Genomic DNA, 16,323 nt, shown 5'->3' with positions numbered 1-16,323 from the left:
CCGTTACTTCGTTACCGGGCCCGGGATTTAACCCGGTTGATATATGATAATGCTCTTGCGGCCGGACACTTGTCCGGATGGAGAAGTGCAAAGGCCGCAGCGATGATATGCTCATTATCCGGGGAGTAAATGTTTTTCTGTCGCAGATTGAAGCCGTTTTTACTGGAAATGAGTGAAACAAAACCGCATTACCCGCTCATTGTGGAGCGGGAGAATCCTCTCGATACCTTAAGCCTGATGGTGGAGGTGCAGGGGCAATTCTTCTCCGACGAAGTGAGGAAACTTCAGGATTTGAGAAAGCGGATCACGCACAAACCGGAAAGTACGCTGGGATTGACTGTTGATGTAAAACTGGTTGAACCCAAAACGGTTGAGCGGACAGCAGGCAAAGCCAAAAGAGTGATTGACAAGCGGAATATTTAATCCGGTTTCCCGGAAGAAAGCCCCCATTATTTTGGTAAATTGAGGGCGCCAACCATAACACATAAGTAAGATGATGATTAAACAAATTTCTGTTTTTCTGGAAAATAAATCGGGGTGACTGAATGAGGCCTCCCGGATTTTAGGAGAAGCAGGAATTCACATAAGTGCATTTTTCGTCGCAGATACTTCCTTCTACAAAATTTAAGGATATGAAGAAGTTTCGGGATTTGAATTTTTACGAAAAATTATTGGTGAGTGCCCTGGTCGTTATTCTGGCGCTGATTGCGTTTAACTGGAGTTCATTTTCGGCAAGGGTGATGCATAGTTTTAGTGTGTATACCGAACAACCAAAAACAAAGAATTAACATTTGCGGAAGAACTGGAAAGTGAGTTAATTCCGTGATGTAAAGCCTTGTTAGTCCGCTCACTGATGCACTGAAACAGGCGAAACCCGTGGGGAAACAGGATTTTTTAATTAACTTGCTCAGGATTAATAAACGGATTTAAACTTGATTTAGTGAAAAAGATATCCATACAGGGAATAAAAGGCTCCTTTCATGAAGATGCCGCCCGGAAATATTTTGGCGATGATGTGGAAATAGTGGAGTGCCGGACGTTTCGTAAAGTTTGTGAATTGTTAGATCGCGATGAGGTTAACGGCGCGGTGATGGCTATCGAAAATTCCATTGCCGGCAGTCTACTGGCCAATTATGCTTTGCTTCAGGATTTTCATCTGCATGTTGTTGGCGAAATATACCTTCATATTCAGATGAATCTGATGGTTTATCCGGGAGTTAAAATTGAAGATATTCAGGAAATTCATTCGCATCCTATTGCCCTGCGGCAATGTTCGGAATACATTGACCAACATTTTGGCGAGATCGGGTTGCGGGAAAAATCAGATACAGCCGGAGCCGCACAAGAACTGGCAAGAGAAAAATACAAGAATGTGGCGGCCATCGGGAACCAGCGCTCAGCTGAGATTTATGGCCTTGAGGTCCTCGAGAGGGGAATTGAGACAAACAAGAAGAACTACACGCGTTTCTTTGTATTGTCGAAGCATAACAATCCGATTGCAGGAACCAACAAGGCGTCTATCTCGTTTCAGTGCGGGCACTATTATGGCGCGCTGGCAAAAGTGCTGACCATATTTGGTGACAATAAGATTAATTTGACAAAGATTCAATCAATACCCATCGTTGGAAGGCCCAATGAATATTCATTCCATGTTGACCTGGAATACGATACAGAAGATAACTACGAACGTGCCATTCATTTGGTACTTAAAAATGTTTCGAGCCTCGCCATCATGGGGGAATATAAAAAGGGGGATATTGAGTTAAACAAACCACAAACGTCAAGCAATGGATAAAATCGCATTATTCTTCGGGCCGTTAAACGGTTCGGTACATCACGCGGCTAAAATTGTAGCACAGGAATTTGGTGAAGAGAACATCGATCTGATTCCGGTTAATCAGGCATCCATTAATGATTTGAATAAATATGGGAAAATTATTTTTGGAATTTCCACGGTCGGGAAAGATACCTGGGACCAGGAGTTCTCCAATACCGATTGGGCCGAATTCTTTCCGGTAGTTCGTGATTTTGATTTCAGTAGTAAGAAAGTGGCATTGTTCGGCCTGGGCGACCATATTACCTATGCCTATCATTTTGTTGATTCAATGGGGTTTCTGGCCAGGATTATACTGAAGAATAAAGGTACCCTAATCGGGAGAACATCTCCTGAAGGATACAACTTCCAGGACTCTGAAGCATTGAAAGAGGGCCTGTTTCTCGGCCTTCCACTCGATGAAGATTATGAAAAGGATCTTACCCCCGAAAGAGTGAAAGCCTGGGTTGCTCAGCTGAAAAAAGAATTTTAATATGAAAAAGGATAGTTTTTTATCAAACTGAAAGCGCCGGATCGTTAGTTCCATCCGGATCGTAAAAACATGTTGCCTAGCATTCTGCAAGGCTTTGCTAAACCTGCTATTCTTCGTTTATTTCTTAACAAATTACAATTTTAAGATGGGCAATACACCAATTAACAGAGAAGTTGTTGAACAAAATATTTTGGCATTGGACGTCCCGGATCTGGGGTGTGCTTCTATACGCGAAATCGTTCAACTGGTAAGTAATATCGAAGAAAAGACCGGTGACCGGTATGTCCGGATGGAAATGGGAGTTCCCGGGTTGCCTCCGGCCCGTATTGGTGTTGAAGCTGAAATCGAAGCGCTAAGAAATAATGTTGCCTCTATTTATCCGCGAATTGATGGAATTCAGCCATTGAAAGACGAAGTTTCACGTTTCGTCAAACTCTTTATGAACATCGATGTGGATCCGCTGGGATGTATTCCTACGGTAGGCTCGATGCAGGGAGGTTATGCTGCTTTTCTCGTAGCCGGAATTTGCCGGAAAGAAAGGGATACCCTGTTATTTATCGACCCGGGGTTCCCGGTGCAGAAACAACAAATGTTGGTGATGGGGCAGAAGTACGAATCGTTTGACGTGTACGATTTCAGGGGTGATAAACTTAGGGAGAAGTTGGAGTCATTCCTTTCGAAGGGACACATCCACTCCATTATATATTCTAACCCGAACAATCCTGCATGGATATGTCTGACGGAGGCCGAACTTCAGATTATTGGCGAATTAGCGAATCAGTACGACGTAACGGTAATGGAAGACCTGGCGTATTTTGCCATGGATTTCCGCACCGATTTATCTAAACCGGGTGTGCCCCCTTATCAACCTACCGTGGCACGGTATACCGACAATTATGTATTGCTGATTTCAAGCTCGAAAGTGTTTTCATATGCGGGTCAGCGAATTGGGGCAATGGTCATTCCCGATGCCCTGTATCACCGGGAATATCCAAATTTGGAAGCCCGATTGAATGTGCATACCTTTGGTGGGGCGATTGTTCACCGGGCACTCTATTCGTTGTCATCAGGTACTTCGCATTCAGCACAGTATGCTTTAGCGGCTATGTTAAAGGCGGCGAATGATGGTGAATTCGACTTTGTTGAAGATGTAAAGGAATATGGCGAACGGGCACACATCATGAAGGAGATATTCCTTAAATACGGATTCCGGATCGTATATGATAAAGATATGGACGAGGAGATAGGCGATGGTTTCTATTTCACGATAGCTTATCCCGGCATGACCGGAAGTGAGTTGCTTCACAATCTCTTGTTCTATGGTGTTAGCGCCATTACATTAGGCAATACAGGAAGCACAAAAGAAGGTTTGCGTGCCTGTGTTTCGCACGTTGGACGCGACCAGTTTCCCGATTTGGAAAAACGGCTCGGGCAATTTCATCACGATTTCCCGGTAGGGGAGAAACGGGAGACAAGTCGTGAGATGATATAGAAAATCAAAGAATCAACGATAACCAAAAAATCAATTTAGAATGGCTAAAGTTAAAGGAGCAGTAGTAGTTGACGTGGACACGTGCAAAGGATGTAATTTGTGCGTCGTGGCATGTCCTACTCAGACACTGGCTTTGCACCGCAACGTCAACGGAAAGGGATATCATTATTCGTACATGGAGAATCCGGAGGCTTGCACTGGTTGCTTAAACTGCGCACTGGTTTGTCCGGACAGTTGTATTACGGTGTATAGGGCCAAAATTGCTTAACTAACATTCAAGAAACGTTAACATAATGGGAGAACTAAGATTAATGAAAGGTAATGAGGTGATTGCCGAAGCGGCCATCCGTTGTGGATGTGACGGTTATTTCGGATATCCTATTACCCCGCAATCCGAAGTTATGGAAACCCTGATGAACCGTCGTCCCTGGGATGAAACCGGCATGGTGGTCCTTCAGGCCGAAAGTGAGGTGGCTTCGATTAACATGGTTTACGGAGCTGCCGGTTCAGGGAAAAAAGTAATGACTTCCTCGTCAAGTCCCGGTATCAGCCTGATGGCTGAAGGAATATCCTATATTGCCGGGGCTGAACTACCTTGTCTGATTGTTAATGTGCAGCGTGGTGGCCCTGGTTTGGGGACCATTCAGCCTTCGCAGGCCGACTATTTCCAGGCAACCAAAGGTGGTGGTCACGGTGATTACCATTTAATTGTACTGGCACCTGCATCAGTTCAGGAAATGAACGATTTTGTCGATCTGAGTTTTGAGCTGGCATTCAAATACCGGAACCCGGTGATGATTCTGTCGGATGGCGCGATTGGCCAGATGATGGAGAAAGTGGAACTGGCAGATTATAAGCCCCGTTGGACTGACGAGGAAGTGAAAGAGGTTTCCGGAAGTTGGGCCGCTATTGGCAAAAGTCCCGATCGCGAACAGAATATCATTACTTCGCTGGAGCTTGCGTCGGATAAGATGGAGCAGAATAACATTCGTTTCCAGGCGAAATACCAGAAAATTCGGGAAAACGAAGTACGCTTTGAAGCTATTGAATGCGACGATGCCGATTATATCCTGGTCGCTTTTGGTTCGGCTGCACGGGTTTGCCAAAAAACCGTACAACTGGCCAGAGCAAAAGGGCACAAGGTTGGTTTGCTTCGTCCGATTACTCTGTTCCCATTCCCAACCGAAGAGATAAATAGCATGGCCGGGCACGTAAAAGGATTCCTTTCAGTGGAAATGAATGCAGGACAGATGGTGGAAGATGTTCGTTTGTCAGTTAACGGTAAGGCGCCGGTTGAGTATTACGGTCGAATGGGAGGTATCATTCCTTCACCTGACGAAGTTGAAAAGGCTCTTGAGCAAAAATTGATAGGAGGATAAACCATGGGAGAAGTAGCAGAAAACATACAAAATATCATCAAACCGGAGAATCTCGTTTACCAGAAATCTCCAGTTTTGACGGATAAAGTGATGCACTATTGTCCGGGCTGCAGCCATGGTGTAGTGCACAAAATTATTGCAGAAGTGATTGATGAAATGGGCATTCAGGAAGATACCATCGGTGTTTCACCGGTAGGATGTTCGGTATTTGCCTACAACTATATCGATATCGACTGGCATGAAGCAGCTCACGGCCGGGCACCGGCAGTAGCTACAGGGGTAAAACGGGTTTTCCCGAATAAATTCGTCTTCACTTATCAGGGTGACGGTGACCTGGCGGCGATCGGTACAGCTGAAACCATGCACGCAGTGAATCGTGGAGAGAATATCGTGATAGTATTTATCAACAACGCTATTTACGGAATGACTGGTGGACAAATGGCTCCGACGACGATGGTCGGTCAGGTCACAGCAACCACTCCTTACGGTCGTAATGTCGATCTGAACGGATACCCGCTGAAAATTACTGAGCTGATTGCCCAGTTGCCTGGTGCAGCGTATGTAACGCGCCAGAGCGTGCAGACGCCGGCAGCCGTTCGGAAAACGAAAAAAGCCATCCGGAAAGCATTTGAAGTGCAGGCTGACAAAAAAGGGACCGCTTTCGTGGAAGTGGTTGCGACCTGTAATTCAGGATGGAAAATTTCTCCGGTTGAGTCCAACAAATGGATGGAAGAGCACATGTTCCCGTTCTATCCGCTTGGCGACCTGAAAGATGGAGAAAGGGAAGATCCGGAAGCGTTGAAAATGAATGTTTAATTGATTACCGAACCAAAAAATCAAGAGATGACTGAAGAAATCATTATAGCCGGATTCGGTGGACAAGGCGTTCTTTCCATGGGGAAAATCCTGGCGTATTCCGGTGTTATGCAGGATCAGGAAGTAACCTGGTTTCCTTCGTACGGACCTGAAATGCGCGGTGGAACGGCCAATGTGTCTGTTATCATCAGTGACGAACGCATCAGTTCTCCCATTTTGCACGAATTCGATACTGCCATCATCCTGAACCAGCAATCGTTGGATAAATTCGAACAACAGGTGAAGCCAGGTGGCGTTTTGTTATACGATCCGAATGGTATCGTTCATCCTCCTACCCGCAAAGACATCAATATTTACAAGGTGGAAGGAGCACGTTTGGCAGCTGAAATGGGTAACCCTAAAACATTCAACATGATTATTATGGGTGCCTACCTGAAAGTGAAACCCATATTTGGAATGGAGAAGGTGAAGAAAGGATTGGAGAAATCACTTCCCGAAAGGCACCACAAACTCATTCCGCTTAACCTCGAAGCCATTGAGGTGGGGCAGAAGAATATGGAAGTTGTGCACACCGTTTAAACTTGATACAATAGAATCAGCCCGGGCATTTGTCCGGGTTTTTTCGTTAAAAAGTTTTACCGGCAGTCGAGCAGATAAACATCAAATATTATCACCGGAACAAAAGTAGAGGAATCCTTATTAAACCAGGCTTGTTGAGCGGATTAATTTTTTTATGTTCTATAATAGCTATTTTTTTCTATATATAAATAGCGCGATGTCTCAATGTGAATGGGATGTTAAGTTATTGTGATTCAAACAAAAAATAGTTACATCTTTTAACTTGTTTATAGAATATTTAAACCGCGTATTCTATAAGTCTGAATGGTAGTTCGTTATGTTTTGGCGATTAATATTTTGTTTCTACTTTCACGCCACTTTTAATGTTGCCCGATGATTGAAATTGTTCGGATTATCAGGCGATTAGGTTGCTTCGTTCTGCATAAGCAGAAAGTTTAAATGACCATTTACGTTCAAAAAACAAGCAAATGAAACTACTAAAAACTATCGCAACTATTGTGGCGGTAATGGGTATTTCCCAGTCACTGTCAGCTAAGAATTTTTACCTCAAAGCACGGGGTGGTTACGGATGGGGCGTCGCCAAGGATGGTTATTACGTTGATTTAAATCAGGGAAGAGTTACCGCAGATGGCTACCAGGAGCAAATTTATACCTCCATTGGTGCGGGTATTCCTGTAGGAATTTCTGCCGGTTATTACCTGAATGATAATATTGGAGCTGAGCTTGATTTTACTTACCTCATCGGTAAAACAGTAAATGTTGCCGATTACAATGTTCCGAATTCAGCAGGCCAAGAACCCAATATTGATGTTTATACGCATCAATATCGTGTTTCACCGACCATTATTATGAGCACTGGTCATTCAAAAACCTTCTCAGTTTATACCAAAGTTGGATTTGTATTGCCTGTTGGGGGCTACTCCATGGTGAATGCTAATATAACTCAGTTGATGCCCAATCCGTCTGACCCAACCCAAATGGTTCCGGTTGCAGATTTGAAAGTTGAACAGAAAATATACGGTAAATTTTCGCTGGGTTTCAAAGGCGTCCTGGGTGTTGAATATAAACTGGACGAAAAAATGTCTGTATTCACGGAGATTGAAGGTGTCTATTTGAATATTAAACGGAAAAAAATGGAAGTAACCAGGTATGAGGTAAACGGGCAGGATGCGTTGAGCACTTATCCCGGAGCTACAACGGTTAATTACAAAGACAAAATTCAGGTTGACCAGAGTGGTAATCCGGTAAATGCGAACGAAGCGCTGTCAACAACTTCACCTTACAGCAAGCAGGGTATTAATCTTGGTTTCACTTACTATTTCTAAAAGAAGCAAAATATTTTGAATCGGATTAATTCATTCGATTAACAAACAAGTTCATTCAGATATAAAAAGAGCCACGCCGATTACGGTGTGGCTCCTTTCTGTTAGCTGAAATTTTTGGTCTCGATGTAATCAGCAACTTTCTGGGGAATCAGTGGAATCAGCGATAGTCCTTTGCTCAAACGCTCCCTGATTTCAGTTGAGGAGATATCCAGAAGTGGAGCTTTCAGTAGTGTTGCGTTTGGATGGTTTGCCAGTGCTTCGTTCTCATACCCGGGCCGGGGATACACGATAAGTCCGAATTCATCGAGAATCTTCTGATGATCACGCCAATGGTCAAATGCTTTCAGGTTGTCACCTCCAATCAACAATTTGAATGTATGTTGAGGAAAATCTTGCTTCAACCGCAAAAGCGTTTGGTAAGTGTAGGATGGCCGCGGCAAGTGAAACTCGTAGTCCGAGGCTTTAATTCCTTCTTCTCCTTCAATAGCCAGTTTTACCATAGCAAGCCTGTCCACCTCCGGCCAAAGCATTTCTTCCTCTTTTAACGGATTCTGAGGTGAAACAACCAGCCATAATTCATCGGACAATTTTTCTTTCAGCACCTTGTGCGCGATAGCCAAATGGCCGTTGTGAATTGGGTTGAAGGAGCCAAAGTAGAGTGTAATATTCATTCCTCCGGGTTATTTTTCCAGAAAAGCTCTCACAGTTTCTTCTGCTTCGTTTAATGCAGTTTGCAGATCATCATTCACCAATATGTAATCGAAATATTTGGTGTAAGTTAATTCATGTTTGGCCTTAGTTACCCGTTGGGCAATCACTTCCGGGCTGTCGGTAGAGCGCTGAATGAGCCGTTTTTCCAATACTTCGATGCTCGGTGGTTTGACAAATACTGCCAGGGCTTCGTCGCCGTAAAATTTTTTAATGTTCGTTCCGCCTACCACATCCACATCAAATAGTACATGCTGGCCTTTTTCGCGAATGCGTTCGACTTCACTTTTCAGGGTACCGTAATAGCTGCCGGTATATACCTCTTCCCATTCCAGAAATTCATCAGCAGCCAGTTTTGCCTTAAACTCATCCACCGATAAAAAGTAATAATCTTTTCCATCGATTTCTCCATCCCGTGGCTCTCGTGTTGTTGCTGATATCGAGAATCTAAAGTCGAACGGGCAGGTGAGGAGGTGCCTAACAATGGTTGTCTTACCCGAACCGGACGGCGCCGAGAATATAATCAGTTTGCCTTTCTTCATTTCTACAAATAATCGCTCTTCCGCAAGTTATAAAACATTCAGTGTTTGTTCTTTTACTCGTTCAAGCGCATCTTTCATCTGAATGACAATTTTCTGAATTTCGGCATGGTTGGCCTTGGAACCCATCGTATTGATTTCACGCCCAATTTCCTGGGCGATGAACCCTAGTTTTTTTCCTACCTGCTCATCCAATTTCATGGTTTCAAGAAAATAGATACAATGATTGGCCAGTCGGACCTTTTCTTCGTTGATGTCCAGCTTTTCCAGGTAATAAATCATTTCCTGCTCCAACCGGTTATTATCCACGGAATCCGAAGCTTCCAACTCATTCAGGTTATCTATAATGCGTTCCTTTACTTTGTCGAGGCGCTCTTTTTCGAAAGGTTCCACTTCTGGAAGTAAATTCTGAATGCGCCGGATATTCGACTCAATGTCTTTGTACAAGGCATTACCTTCCTGAACTCGGAATTCATCGAGGTGAAGAAGTGCTTCTTTTACTTTGCCGATAATTTGCTTCCACTCCTCTTCATCCAGCTCTTCACGCTCCGTTTTAACCGTATCCGGAAGGTGCATTATAATGTCGAGCAACGATTGATTTTCATCGATCCCAAGATCTTTTCGGATCGAATTAAGTTGTTGATAATAATCGCGTACTACTGCGCCATTAATGGTCGCATTGCTTTCCTCTCCGAGCGATTCAAGGAACATGTTGTATTCCACTTTCCCGCGCCCCAATATATCAGATATTAATTTCCGGATGGAAATATCTTTCTCTTTATAAAGGCCCGGCATGCGGGTGTTGATATCAAGTTGCTTGCTGTTTAGCGATTTTACCTCGATGGTAATTTTCTTGTTCGGTAGTTGGCATTCGGCTTTACCATAGCCGGTCATCGATTTCATCATGGACGAAAAATTTTGTTCACAAAATTAGGCTTTTCCAACGGCATTCTAAAAAAGTGGGTGCCGAATGCGTATGTTTAATTGAAATTATCGGTAAATTACGTTTTATTTACTGCAAATGACAGATGATTAAGCTTATTTATAATTGGAAATCAGAGTAAAAACTTTTGCTTTTCGGCGGATGCGAATCAAACTGAGCTTTTGTGGTACCAATTTTGTTTAACAGATAAAACAATCCGGGTAAACCAAAATAGTGCAACCAATGAAAATGACCTGCCGATTATTCCCCGCTTTATTGCTCATCTCACTGTTTTCAACAACCCGGGCTGCGACACAGCAATTTTCCTACCGGGAAAAATGGGCGGAAGCCGATTCGCTGGCGCACATACAAATGCCGGAATCGGTGAAAAAAGTGGTACGGCAGATAGCCACCCAGGCAACCAAAGAGAACAATGTTCCGCAAAGGGTGAAAGCGTTTACCACACTTCAGTTTCTTTCACTGAAAGATTCATTGCCTGAAAATCCGCTACCGGCATGGCAGGTTGAAGGTGAAAAATTAGACCTTTCGGGAAGAGCCATACTGAAAGCGTACGAAGGAGAATATTTTCTTCAGATCTATCGCGATAATCGTTGGAAAATTCTTGACAGAGCCCGTGGGGGGGTCGACTCCACCGATATCAATACGTGGGATGCCGGTTATTTTGTCGACCACATTCATCGGTGTTTTAACGAGGCATTACAGCATACCGATAACCTGGCAGAAATTCCGGCAAAGAATTGGCAAGCTCTCATTATTGACCCAAAAGCAGATTGGGAACGTACGCCGGATTTGCTCGATTTGGTGGTCCGGAAAGCGCTGAACTTTTACCAGGACGGCAGTTTATTTACCCAGCCGATTCGTCGGCCACCACTACCTCTTCAAAAGGCTGCTTTGGGGTTGAGAAAACCGGGGGGTGTGATTATTGACCGGAAAACGCCGTTGAACTTTTACGATCACTCAATCATTCTTTACCGTTTGCTCGAAAGATACCATCAGCGCGATGGAAATTCAGTAGCGTTGTTTTATGCCCGGCTCGACCGTATAAAATTCACCTACCGGGAATCGTCGCATGGAAATGCTGATCGTTTGTTTTTGAGTGAGATACATGGACTGGGAAAGACAGTTGCCCACTCCGGTTTGTTGGCAGATGTGTGGGAAGCGGAAGCGGATTTTTACCGGCAGCGGGGAAGCAGGTTTTTAGATAATGTTCCGCAAACAGCTGAGCAACGAATGGATTGGCTGAAAGCGGCTAAGTTGTACGAAAAGGCCTGGAGAAAATTCCCAAAAACAGAGGTGGGCAAGAGAAGCTTCAATAGTCTTCAGCTACTAAAACGGCAGCAATTATCCGTTCAATCGGAGACAGTCGTGAGGCCCGGATTTCCTTTTGCTGTTAAGTTGAACTACAGCAACCTGGAAGAAGTGAACGTCTCTGTCCATAAAATCAACCAGAAACTTTTCCAAACCTATTTTCTGAAATATGGTCAGTTGAAAGCAAGGGAAGATTCCTCGAAGCTACTTCGTTGCCCGGTTATTCAGGGAAAAAAATACACGCTCGTACCTGATAGTGATTTACGTTCGCATAGCACCGAGTTGCTCCTAAAACCATTAGAGGCAGGAGTATATGTGATGCAAATAGATGGCGACGGCTGTGAAAGCCTTTTCCCGCTAACGGTTTCCCGGACGTATATTGAGCAGGAACGAGTTGATGCCGGAAGCATTTTTTCGGTCCGCCGGCAATCGAACGGGGAAGCTGTTGCCGGGGCCGAATTGAGTATACGGAAGTTAAACGGAGAGCAACTTAATAAAACGCTTCTCAAAACGGACGATAAGGGCAGGGCACGTTGGACAGGTGAGGGCAATTTGGTGCAGGTTCGTTTGTCTGCTGATACGGTAAGCCTGCGTTGGCGTAAGCCGTATTACCGCCATCAACCGGAGACAACAGAAGAAAAGACCTGGTTCTTCACCGATCGGTCCATCTACCGGCCGGGACAGGACGTTTTATTCAAAGCCATTACTTTTCGAACGCATGGCGATGCGGCCCGCGCGGTTGCCGGCAAACCCCTGGTCGTTTTTCTGCGCGATACGCATAACCAGGTAATCGATTCGCTGAAACTCCTGACCAATCGTTTCGGTAGCGCCATCGGTCAATTTCGTTTACCCGCAGGTCGTTTGGCTGGGAATTTTACGCTGAGAGCATCCGATGGATATCAGTCGTTTCGGGTAGAGGCTTACCGGCGGCCCGGATTCCATATAGCATTCGATAAATTTGATGGTCAGTACGAGGCGGGGCATCCGGTAACCGTTAGCGGAACGGTCAGGTCATTTAATGGTGTCCCATTGGCAGGCGTATCCGGAACCTATAAAATTACCCGGCAAACGCTATGGTTTGAGCGCTCGGGAAACAACCCTGATGACGTTCTTTCCGGCGAGTTTAAAACGGATTCAAACGGTCTGTTCCGTTTTCAATTCATGCCGAAGTCCACCGAAAATGAGTTTCATTTGAACTATGATATTGAAGTAGATGTGACTGACATCAGCGGAGAGGCTCAGACTGCTAACCAATCATTGAACATCGCTAAGAAGGCACTGTTCGCCCAAGTGAATGTTTCGCATCAGGTGGATGCTTCCGATAAAAGTATCCGGAAGGGAAAAGGAATAAAGGTGGGGCTGAAATTTACGAACTCAGCCGGTCAGGTTGTTTCGGCGAAGGGAACGGTCACCTTCGCCCGGCTCGAAACTCCTGACCAATCATTAAGGGAGCGGGAGTGGGAGGCACCCGACCGGCCAGTTTACACGAAGGAAGAGTGGGATAAACTGTATCCGGGAAACGTGTATGGTGATAAAATAAAACCGGAAGATTTTCCGGTTGAAAAAGTGTTGACCACTTTAAAATTCAACACGAAGGATCGTTCATGGTGTTTCCTTCCGGGGAAAAAACTGAAGCCTGGTTATTACAAGGTCACAGCTGAAACGAAGGATGCGTTTGGTCAGAAAGTTACCGGTGAGCGGGTTATCCGGGTATTTAGGTCCAAATGCCGGACATATCCGTTTGTCGATCCATTTTATGCCAACATGGCAAAAACGTCAGTGAAGGTTGGTGATCACCTGAAGCTGGACCTGGGAACAACCGGTGAAAGTTTTTGGCAGATTTCGCTGGAAGAGCCGGATACCTTAATTCAACTTCCGGTGGTGAAAACGAATAAAAGTCGTCGTCAGGTGAGCATTCCGGTGACAACAAAAATGGTCAACGGATTAGCTGTTCACGTATCGGCTGTACAACAAGGCCGTACTTTTCGGAAGTTTTTCCGGATTAATGTGATGCAGCCGGATAAAAAATTACAGGTCAGTACTGTCGATTTTCCTGAGAAGACAGGACCCGGCAAAGAGGTCTCCTGGAAAATCCAGGTCACCGACGAAAGTGGCAAACCCGTTCAGGCAGAAGTGGCAGGTGTTGTATATGATGCATCGCTGGACGACATTCGAATGCATAGCTGGAGTTTGAGCCTTTTCAATCATTGGTTTTATGTCCGGCAAATGCCGCTGATGATTCGTTCGGTACAAAATGATTATGGCCATTGTCAGAATCTGCCGATGAAAGATGTGCAATCCGAAGTGGTTCCGGAGCTGGGGCTTCCCGGATGGGTATTTGGGCAAGAGAACAGTCCTGTTTTTTTCACGGCCGAAAAAGCGGATGAAACACAGGTAGTGGTTAATGAGGGCGTTGCCGACAAACGGGTAGTGATTCGTGGCGTTGGCTCTGCACCGAAAGTTGAACAGCCGAAAATTCGCAGTGATCTCCGCGAAACAGCTTGGTTTGGCCCGCAGTTGAAAACCGATGCGAACGGAATGGCTACCGTTCATTTCCGTATGCCCGATGCTTTGACGAAATGGAAATTCATGGCACTGGCACATACCGTTAACGGAAAAACCGGTACGACTGACACCTCGTTTGTCAGTCAAAAACCGTTGATGGTCGAGCCGTATCCTGTGCGTTTCCTGGTGGCCGGCGACCAGGTGGAGTTACCGGCGAAAATAACCAACCTTTCGGGAAAAGAACTGGAAGCTGATATTCATTTGAATCTGATTGCTGTTGACTCGAACGATACGTTGCAACCCGGATTTGAGCCACGGCACATTGTCCTGGAAGACGGCGAGTCAGGTGCTGTGAAGTGGTTGGTGCAGGCTCCCGAAAAGGCCGGGTTATACCGGATTCAGGTAATTGGATCAGCAGGAAACCTGGGTGATGGATACGAAAAAACAATTCAGGTTCTTCCGGCAAAACAATGGATGGTACAATCGGAAACGTTCCAGTTGAAACCGGGTGGAGTGAAGGTTTGGGGTCCCTTATTCCCGGAAGGAGAACAGGCGAACGACAGATGGACGCTGGAATGGATGGGAAATCCGGTTTGGCAGGCCATCGAAGCATTACCATCGGTGATGAGTTCCCGTCCACAAAGTGCAACGGGACTGGCCAACCGGCTGTATGCTTACACAACCGTTCAAAGCTTGCTGAAGCAACATCCGGAGATTGAAACAGAATTGGCCAAACGAAGAATCCGCTTGCTGAATACAACCGATTCGTTGAAAACGCAGATGGAACGCAACGATGATTTGGCTAACATCCGGTTGAACGAGACGCCGTGGATGGATGATGTTGTTCGGGAGAAAAAGCAGTTGCAGTTATTCAATCCCGACACCATTGCCACGAATATCAGCGATGACTTATCACGCCTCAAAGCCATGCAGCAGGAAGACGGTGGTTTTTCCTGGTATCCCGAAATGAAGGCAGATGCATGGATTACAGCACAGGTGGTTAACCGTCTTTCTTCTCTCGTTCATAAGAGTGCCCTGTCGGGAAAAGAAAGAGCGATGGTGGGCACGATTCTGGCAAAAGCCATGCGCTACCTCGAAAAGGAAATGGTGGCAAGCTACAAGCGGCTGAACGGGAACGGGCAGAAACAAGATGTTCCGTCATCCAACATCATCGACTATTTATATGCCGCCACAATTCTGGAACAACAACCTGTCTGGAACGAAGGACAAGCCGCAGGGCAATTCTTCTTACGGAAGCTTTCTCAAACCTGGATGAAATTGAGGCTGTACCAGCAAGCACAAAGCGCCATGGTTCTGTGGCAGAATGACTACCGGAAAACGGCCCAAACAATCATCGGGTCGTTGAAAGAGCGGGCGGTGAAGAGTAAAACGCTGGGCATGTATTGGAGAACGGAGAATTCGTCCTGGTCCTACCGCGAATCGTCACTGTCGCTGCAGTCCGTCATGATGCCGTTGTTTGAGAAAACCGGTGCCCCGAAAGCTGATTTGGCTGCCACTAAATTATGGTTGTTGCAGCAGAAAAGAACGCACGCGTGGGCTACTTCAACCGAAACGGTGAAAGCGGTTGAAGCGTTGCTGTCGACCGGAACTGATACGAGCTTACAGACATCTTTGCCTGTCATTGTGTTAAATGGTCAACCCGTTTCGATAACCCATTCCGGTTCGCCGAAAGGTTATTTCAAATACACGTTGTCTTCGGGATTGCCCGAAAACTCAAAGCTGGAGCTTCGGAATAACGGAAATACAACGGGCTTTGGCGCCTTGTATCACCAGTTCTTTGCCCCGGTCGATAGTTCGTTGTCAACCGCGAACGGAATGGCGGTGACCAAATCGTTGTACCGCGTTATCCGCAATAATGATGGAGGATCACTCTCCTCCAATTTGAAAGGGGCCAGGCCGGGTGACTTGTTAATGGTGCGGTTGCGTATTCATACAAATCGTGATTTGGGATTTATCTCCATAGCCGACGCTCGTCCGGCCGGCGCCGAACCGGTAAAGCAGCCTTCCGGCTACGAATCGAGCGGTCGCTTGTGGTACTATCGCGTTAATACCGACGAACAAACCCGCTTCTTTATTCAGGAATTAAAACAAGGCGATTATTTATTGGAATATCCCTTAAGGGTAAGCCACAATGGTGATTTTAGCACAGGTCGGGTAACCATTCAGTGCCAGTTTGCACCGGCATTCAACGCATCCGATACGGCAGGAGAGGTTATCATTACCCAATAGGTTGAGGGTCGTCGGGGTAAAAGCCGTAACGTGGGGCGATAGGCTCGGTACAGAAAGGGTTCGGTTGGCTGAATAGCCCCAAAACATGTTAAGCATGCATACTTTTTCGTGCTGCACACCTTAAAACATGTTCTGGGTTGACCTCCTGGTTGCTGCCGGTGGTGTCACGTCCC

Annotated in this window: 14 protein-coding genes; 11 read left to right on the top strand and 3 right to left on the bottom strand. The window is 45.7% G+C overall.

Annotated elements, in window-relative coordinates; genetic code table 11:
* Positions 1–168 precede the first annotated feature (168 nt).
* The 10 genes from GJU82_RS17465 (at position 169) to GJU82_RS09685 (ending at position 7,897) form a co-directional block, all read left to right on the top strand.
* Entirely contained in the window at positions 169–423 is a 255-nt protein-coding gene (locus tag GJU82_RS17465) for a phenylacetate-CoA ligase (protein ID WP_255473951.1), read from the top strand.
* A gap of 209 nt (positions 424–632) precedes the next feature.
* Complete coding sequence (locus tag GJU82_RS09725; protein WP_153631971.1) at positions 633–788, top strand: hypothetical protein; 156 nt, start codon at positions 633–635, stop codon at positions 786–788.
* Between the two features lie 152 nt (positions 789–940).
* Positions 941–1,795, top strand: a complete 855-nt coding sequence (locus tag GJU82_RS09720) for a prephenate dehydratase (protein ID WP_228488650.1) — start codon at positions 941–943, stop codon at positions 1,793–1,795.
* On the top strand, positions 1,788–2,306 hold the full coding sequence (locus GJU82_RS09715) for a flavodoxin domain-containing protein (protein WP_153631969.1): 519 nt from the start codon (positions 1,788–1,790) through the stop codon (positions 2,304–2,306). The genes GJU82_RS09720 and GJU82_RS09715 overlap by 8 nt, the downstream gene beginning before the upstream one ends.
* A 145-nt stretch (positions 2,307–2,451) precedes the next feature.
* Entirely contained in the window at positions 2,452–3,798 is a 1,347-nt protein-coding gene (locus GJU82_RS09710; protein ID WP_153631968.1) for a pyridoxal phosphate-dependent aminotransferase, read from the top strand.
* Positions 3,799–3,838: 40 nt separating this feature from the next.
* The gene (locus GJU82_RS09705; protein ID WP_153631967.1) at positions 3,839–4,066 is read left to right on the top strand and encodes a ferredoxin family protein; all 228 of its coding nucleotides are present in this window, start codon (positions 3,839–3,841) and stop codon (positions 4,064–4,066) included.
* 25 nt (positions 4,067–4,091) lie between these two features.
* Positions 4,092–5,177 (top strand): 3-methyl-2-oxobutanoate dehydrogenase subunit VorB, encoded by a 1,086-nt coding sequence (locus GJU82_RS09700; RefSeq protein WP_153631966.1) that lies wholly within the window; start codon positions 4,092–4,094, stop codon positions 5,175–5,177.
* Between the two features lie 3 nt (positions 5,178–5,180).
* Complete coding sequence (locus GJU82_RS09695; RefSeq protein WP_153631965.1) at positions 5,181–5,993, top strand: thiamine pyrophosphate-dependent enzyme; 813 nt, start codon at positions 5,181–5,183, stop codon at positions 5,991–5,993.
* Positions 5,994–6,020: 27 nt separating this feature from the next.
* Positions 6,021–6,572 (top strand): 2-oxoacid:acceptor oxidoreductase family protein, encoded by a 552-nt coding sequence (locus GJU82_RS09690; protein ID WP_153631964.1) that lies wholly within the window; start codon positions 6,021–6,023, stop codon positions 6,570–6,572.
* A gap of 467 nt (positions 6,573–7,039) precedes the next feature.
* Positions 7,040–7,897: an outer membrane beta-barrel protein gene (locus GJU82_RS09685; RefSeq protein ID WP_153631963.1), complete on the top strand. Its 858-nt coding sequence runs from the start codon at positions 7,040–7,042 to the stop codon at positions 7,895–7,897.
* 101 nt (positions 7,898–7,998) lie between these two features.
* On the opposite strand, the gene nadD is transcribed toward GJU82_RS09685, so the two are convergent.
* Genes nadD through GJU82_RS09670 form a run of 3 tightly spaced genes read right to left on the bottom strand, consistent with a single transcriptional unit; the run spans position 7,999 to position 10,050 of the window.
* Positions 7,999–8,568, bottom strand: a complete 570-nt coding sequence (gene nadD, locus GJU82_RS09680; RefSeq protein ID WP_153631962.1) for a nicotinate (nicotinamide) nucleotide adenylyltransferase — start codon at positions 8,566–8,568, stop codon at positions 7,999–8,001.
* Between the two features lie 9 nt (positions 8,569–8,577).
* On the bottom strand, positions 8,578–9,147 hold the full coding sequence (gmk, locus tag GJU82_RS09675; RefSeq protein WP_153631961.1) for a guanylate kinase: 570 nt from the start codon (positions 9,145–9,147) through the stop codon (positions 8,578–8,580).
* Positions 9,148–9,174: 27 nt separating this feature from the next.
* A complete protein-coding gene (locus GJU82_RS09670) occupies positions 9,175–10,050 on the bottom strand; it encodes a YicC/YloC family endoribonuclease (RefSeq protein ID WP_153631960.1) in 876 nt (291 codons plus the stop codon).
* A gap of 259 nt (positions 10,051–10,309) precedes the next feature.
* On the opposite strand from GJU82_RS09670, the gene GJU82_RS09665 reads away from it, so the two are divergent.
* On the top strand, positions 10,310–16,150 hold the full coding sequence (locus GJU82_RS09665; protein WP_153631959.1) for an alpha-2-macroglobulin family protein: 5,841 nt from the start codon (positions 10,310–10,312) through the stop codon (positions 16,148–16,150).
* Positions 16,151–16,323: the final 173 nt, after the last annotated feature.

It is taken from the genome of Prolixibacter sp. SD074 (genome assembly GCF_009617895.1).
In the GTDB taxonomy this organism is placed as follows: Bacteria; Bacteroidota; Bacteroidia; order Bacteroidales; family Prolixibacteraceae; genus Prolixibacter.
Note: the sequence above shows the minus strand (reverse complement) of the source record. Positions and strands in the feature narration are given on the sequence as shown.

Coding starts and splice junctions, on each gene's coding strand:
- GJU82_RS17465 (WP_255473951.1), top strand. CDS start 169: ATGAGTGAAACAAAACCGCATTACCCGCTCATTGTGGAGCGGGAGAAT.
- GJU82_RS09725 (WP_153631971.1), top strand. CDS start 633: ATGAAGAAGTTTCGGGATTTGAATTTTTACGAAAAATTATTGGTGAGT.
- GJU82_RS09715 (WP_153631969.1), top strand. CDS start 1,788: ATGGATAAAATCGCATTATTCTTCGGGCCGTTAAACGGTTCGGTACAT.
- GJU82_RS09710 (WP_153631968.1), top strand. CDS start 2,452: ATGGGCAATACACCAATTAACAGAGAAGTTGTTGAACAAAATATTTTG.
- GJU82_RS09705 (WP_153631967.1), top strand. CDS start 3,839: ATGGCTAAAGTTAAAGGAGCAGTAGTAGTTGACGTGGACACGTGCAAA.
- GJU82_RS09700 (WP_153631966.1), top strand. CDS start 4,092: ATGGGAGAACTAAGATTAATGAAAGGTAATGAGGTGATTGCCGAAGCG.
- GJU82_RS09695 (WP_153631965.1), top strand. CDS start 5,181: ATGGGAGAAGTAGCAGAAAACATACAAAATATCATCAAACCGGAGAAT.
- GJU82_RS09690 (WP_153631964.1), top strand. CDS start 6,021: ATGACTGAAGAAATCATTATAGCCGGATTCGGTGGACAAGGCGTTCTT.
- GJU82_RS09685 (WP_153631963.1), top strand. CDS start 7,040: ATGAAACTACTAAAAACTATCGCAACTATTGTGGCGGTAATGGGTATT.
- nadD (WP_153631962.1), bottom strand. CDS start 8,568: ATGAATATTACACTCTACTTTGGCTCCTTCAACCCAATTCACAACGGC.
- gmk (WP_153631961.1), bottom strand. CDS start 9,147: ATGAAGAAAGGCAAACTGATTATATTCTCGGCGCCGTCCGGTTCGGGT.
- GJU82_RS09670 (WP_153631960.1), bottom strand. CDS start 10,050: ATGATGAAATCGATGACCGGCTATGGTAAAGCCGAATGCCAACTACCG.
- GJU82_RS09665 (WP_153631959.1), top strand. CDS start 10,310: ATGAAAATGACCTGCCGATTATTCCCCGCTTTATTGCTCATCTCACTG.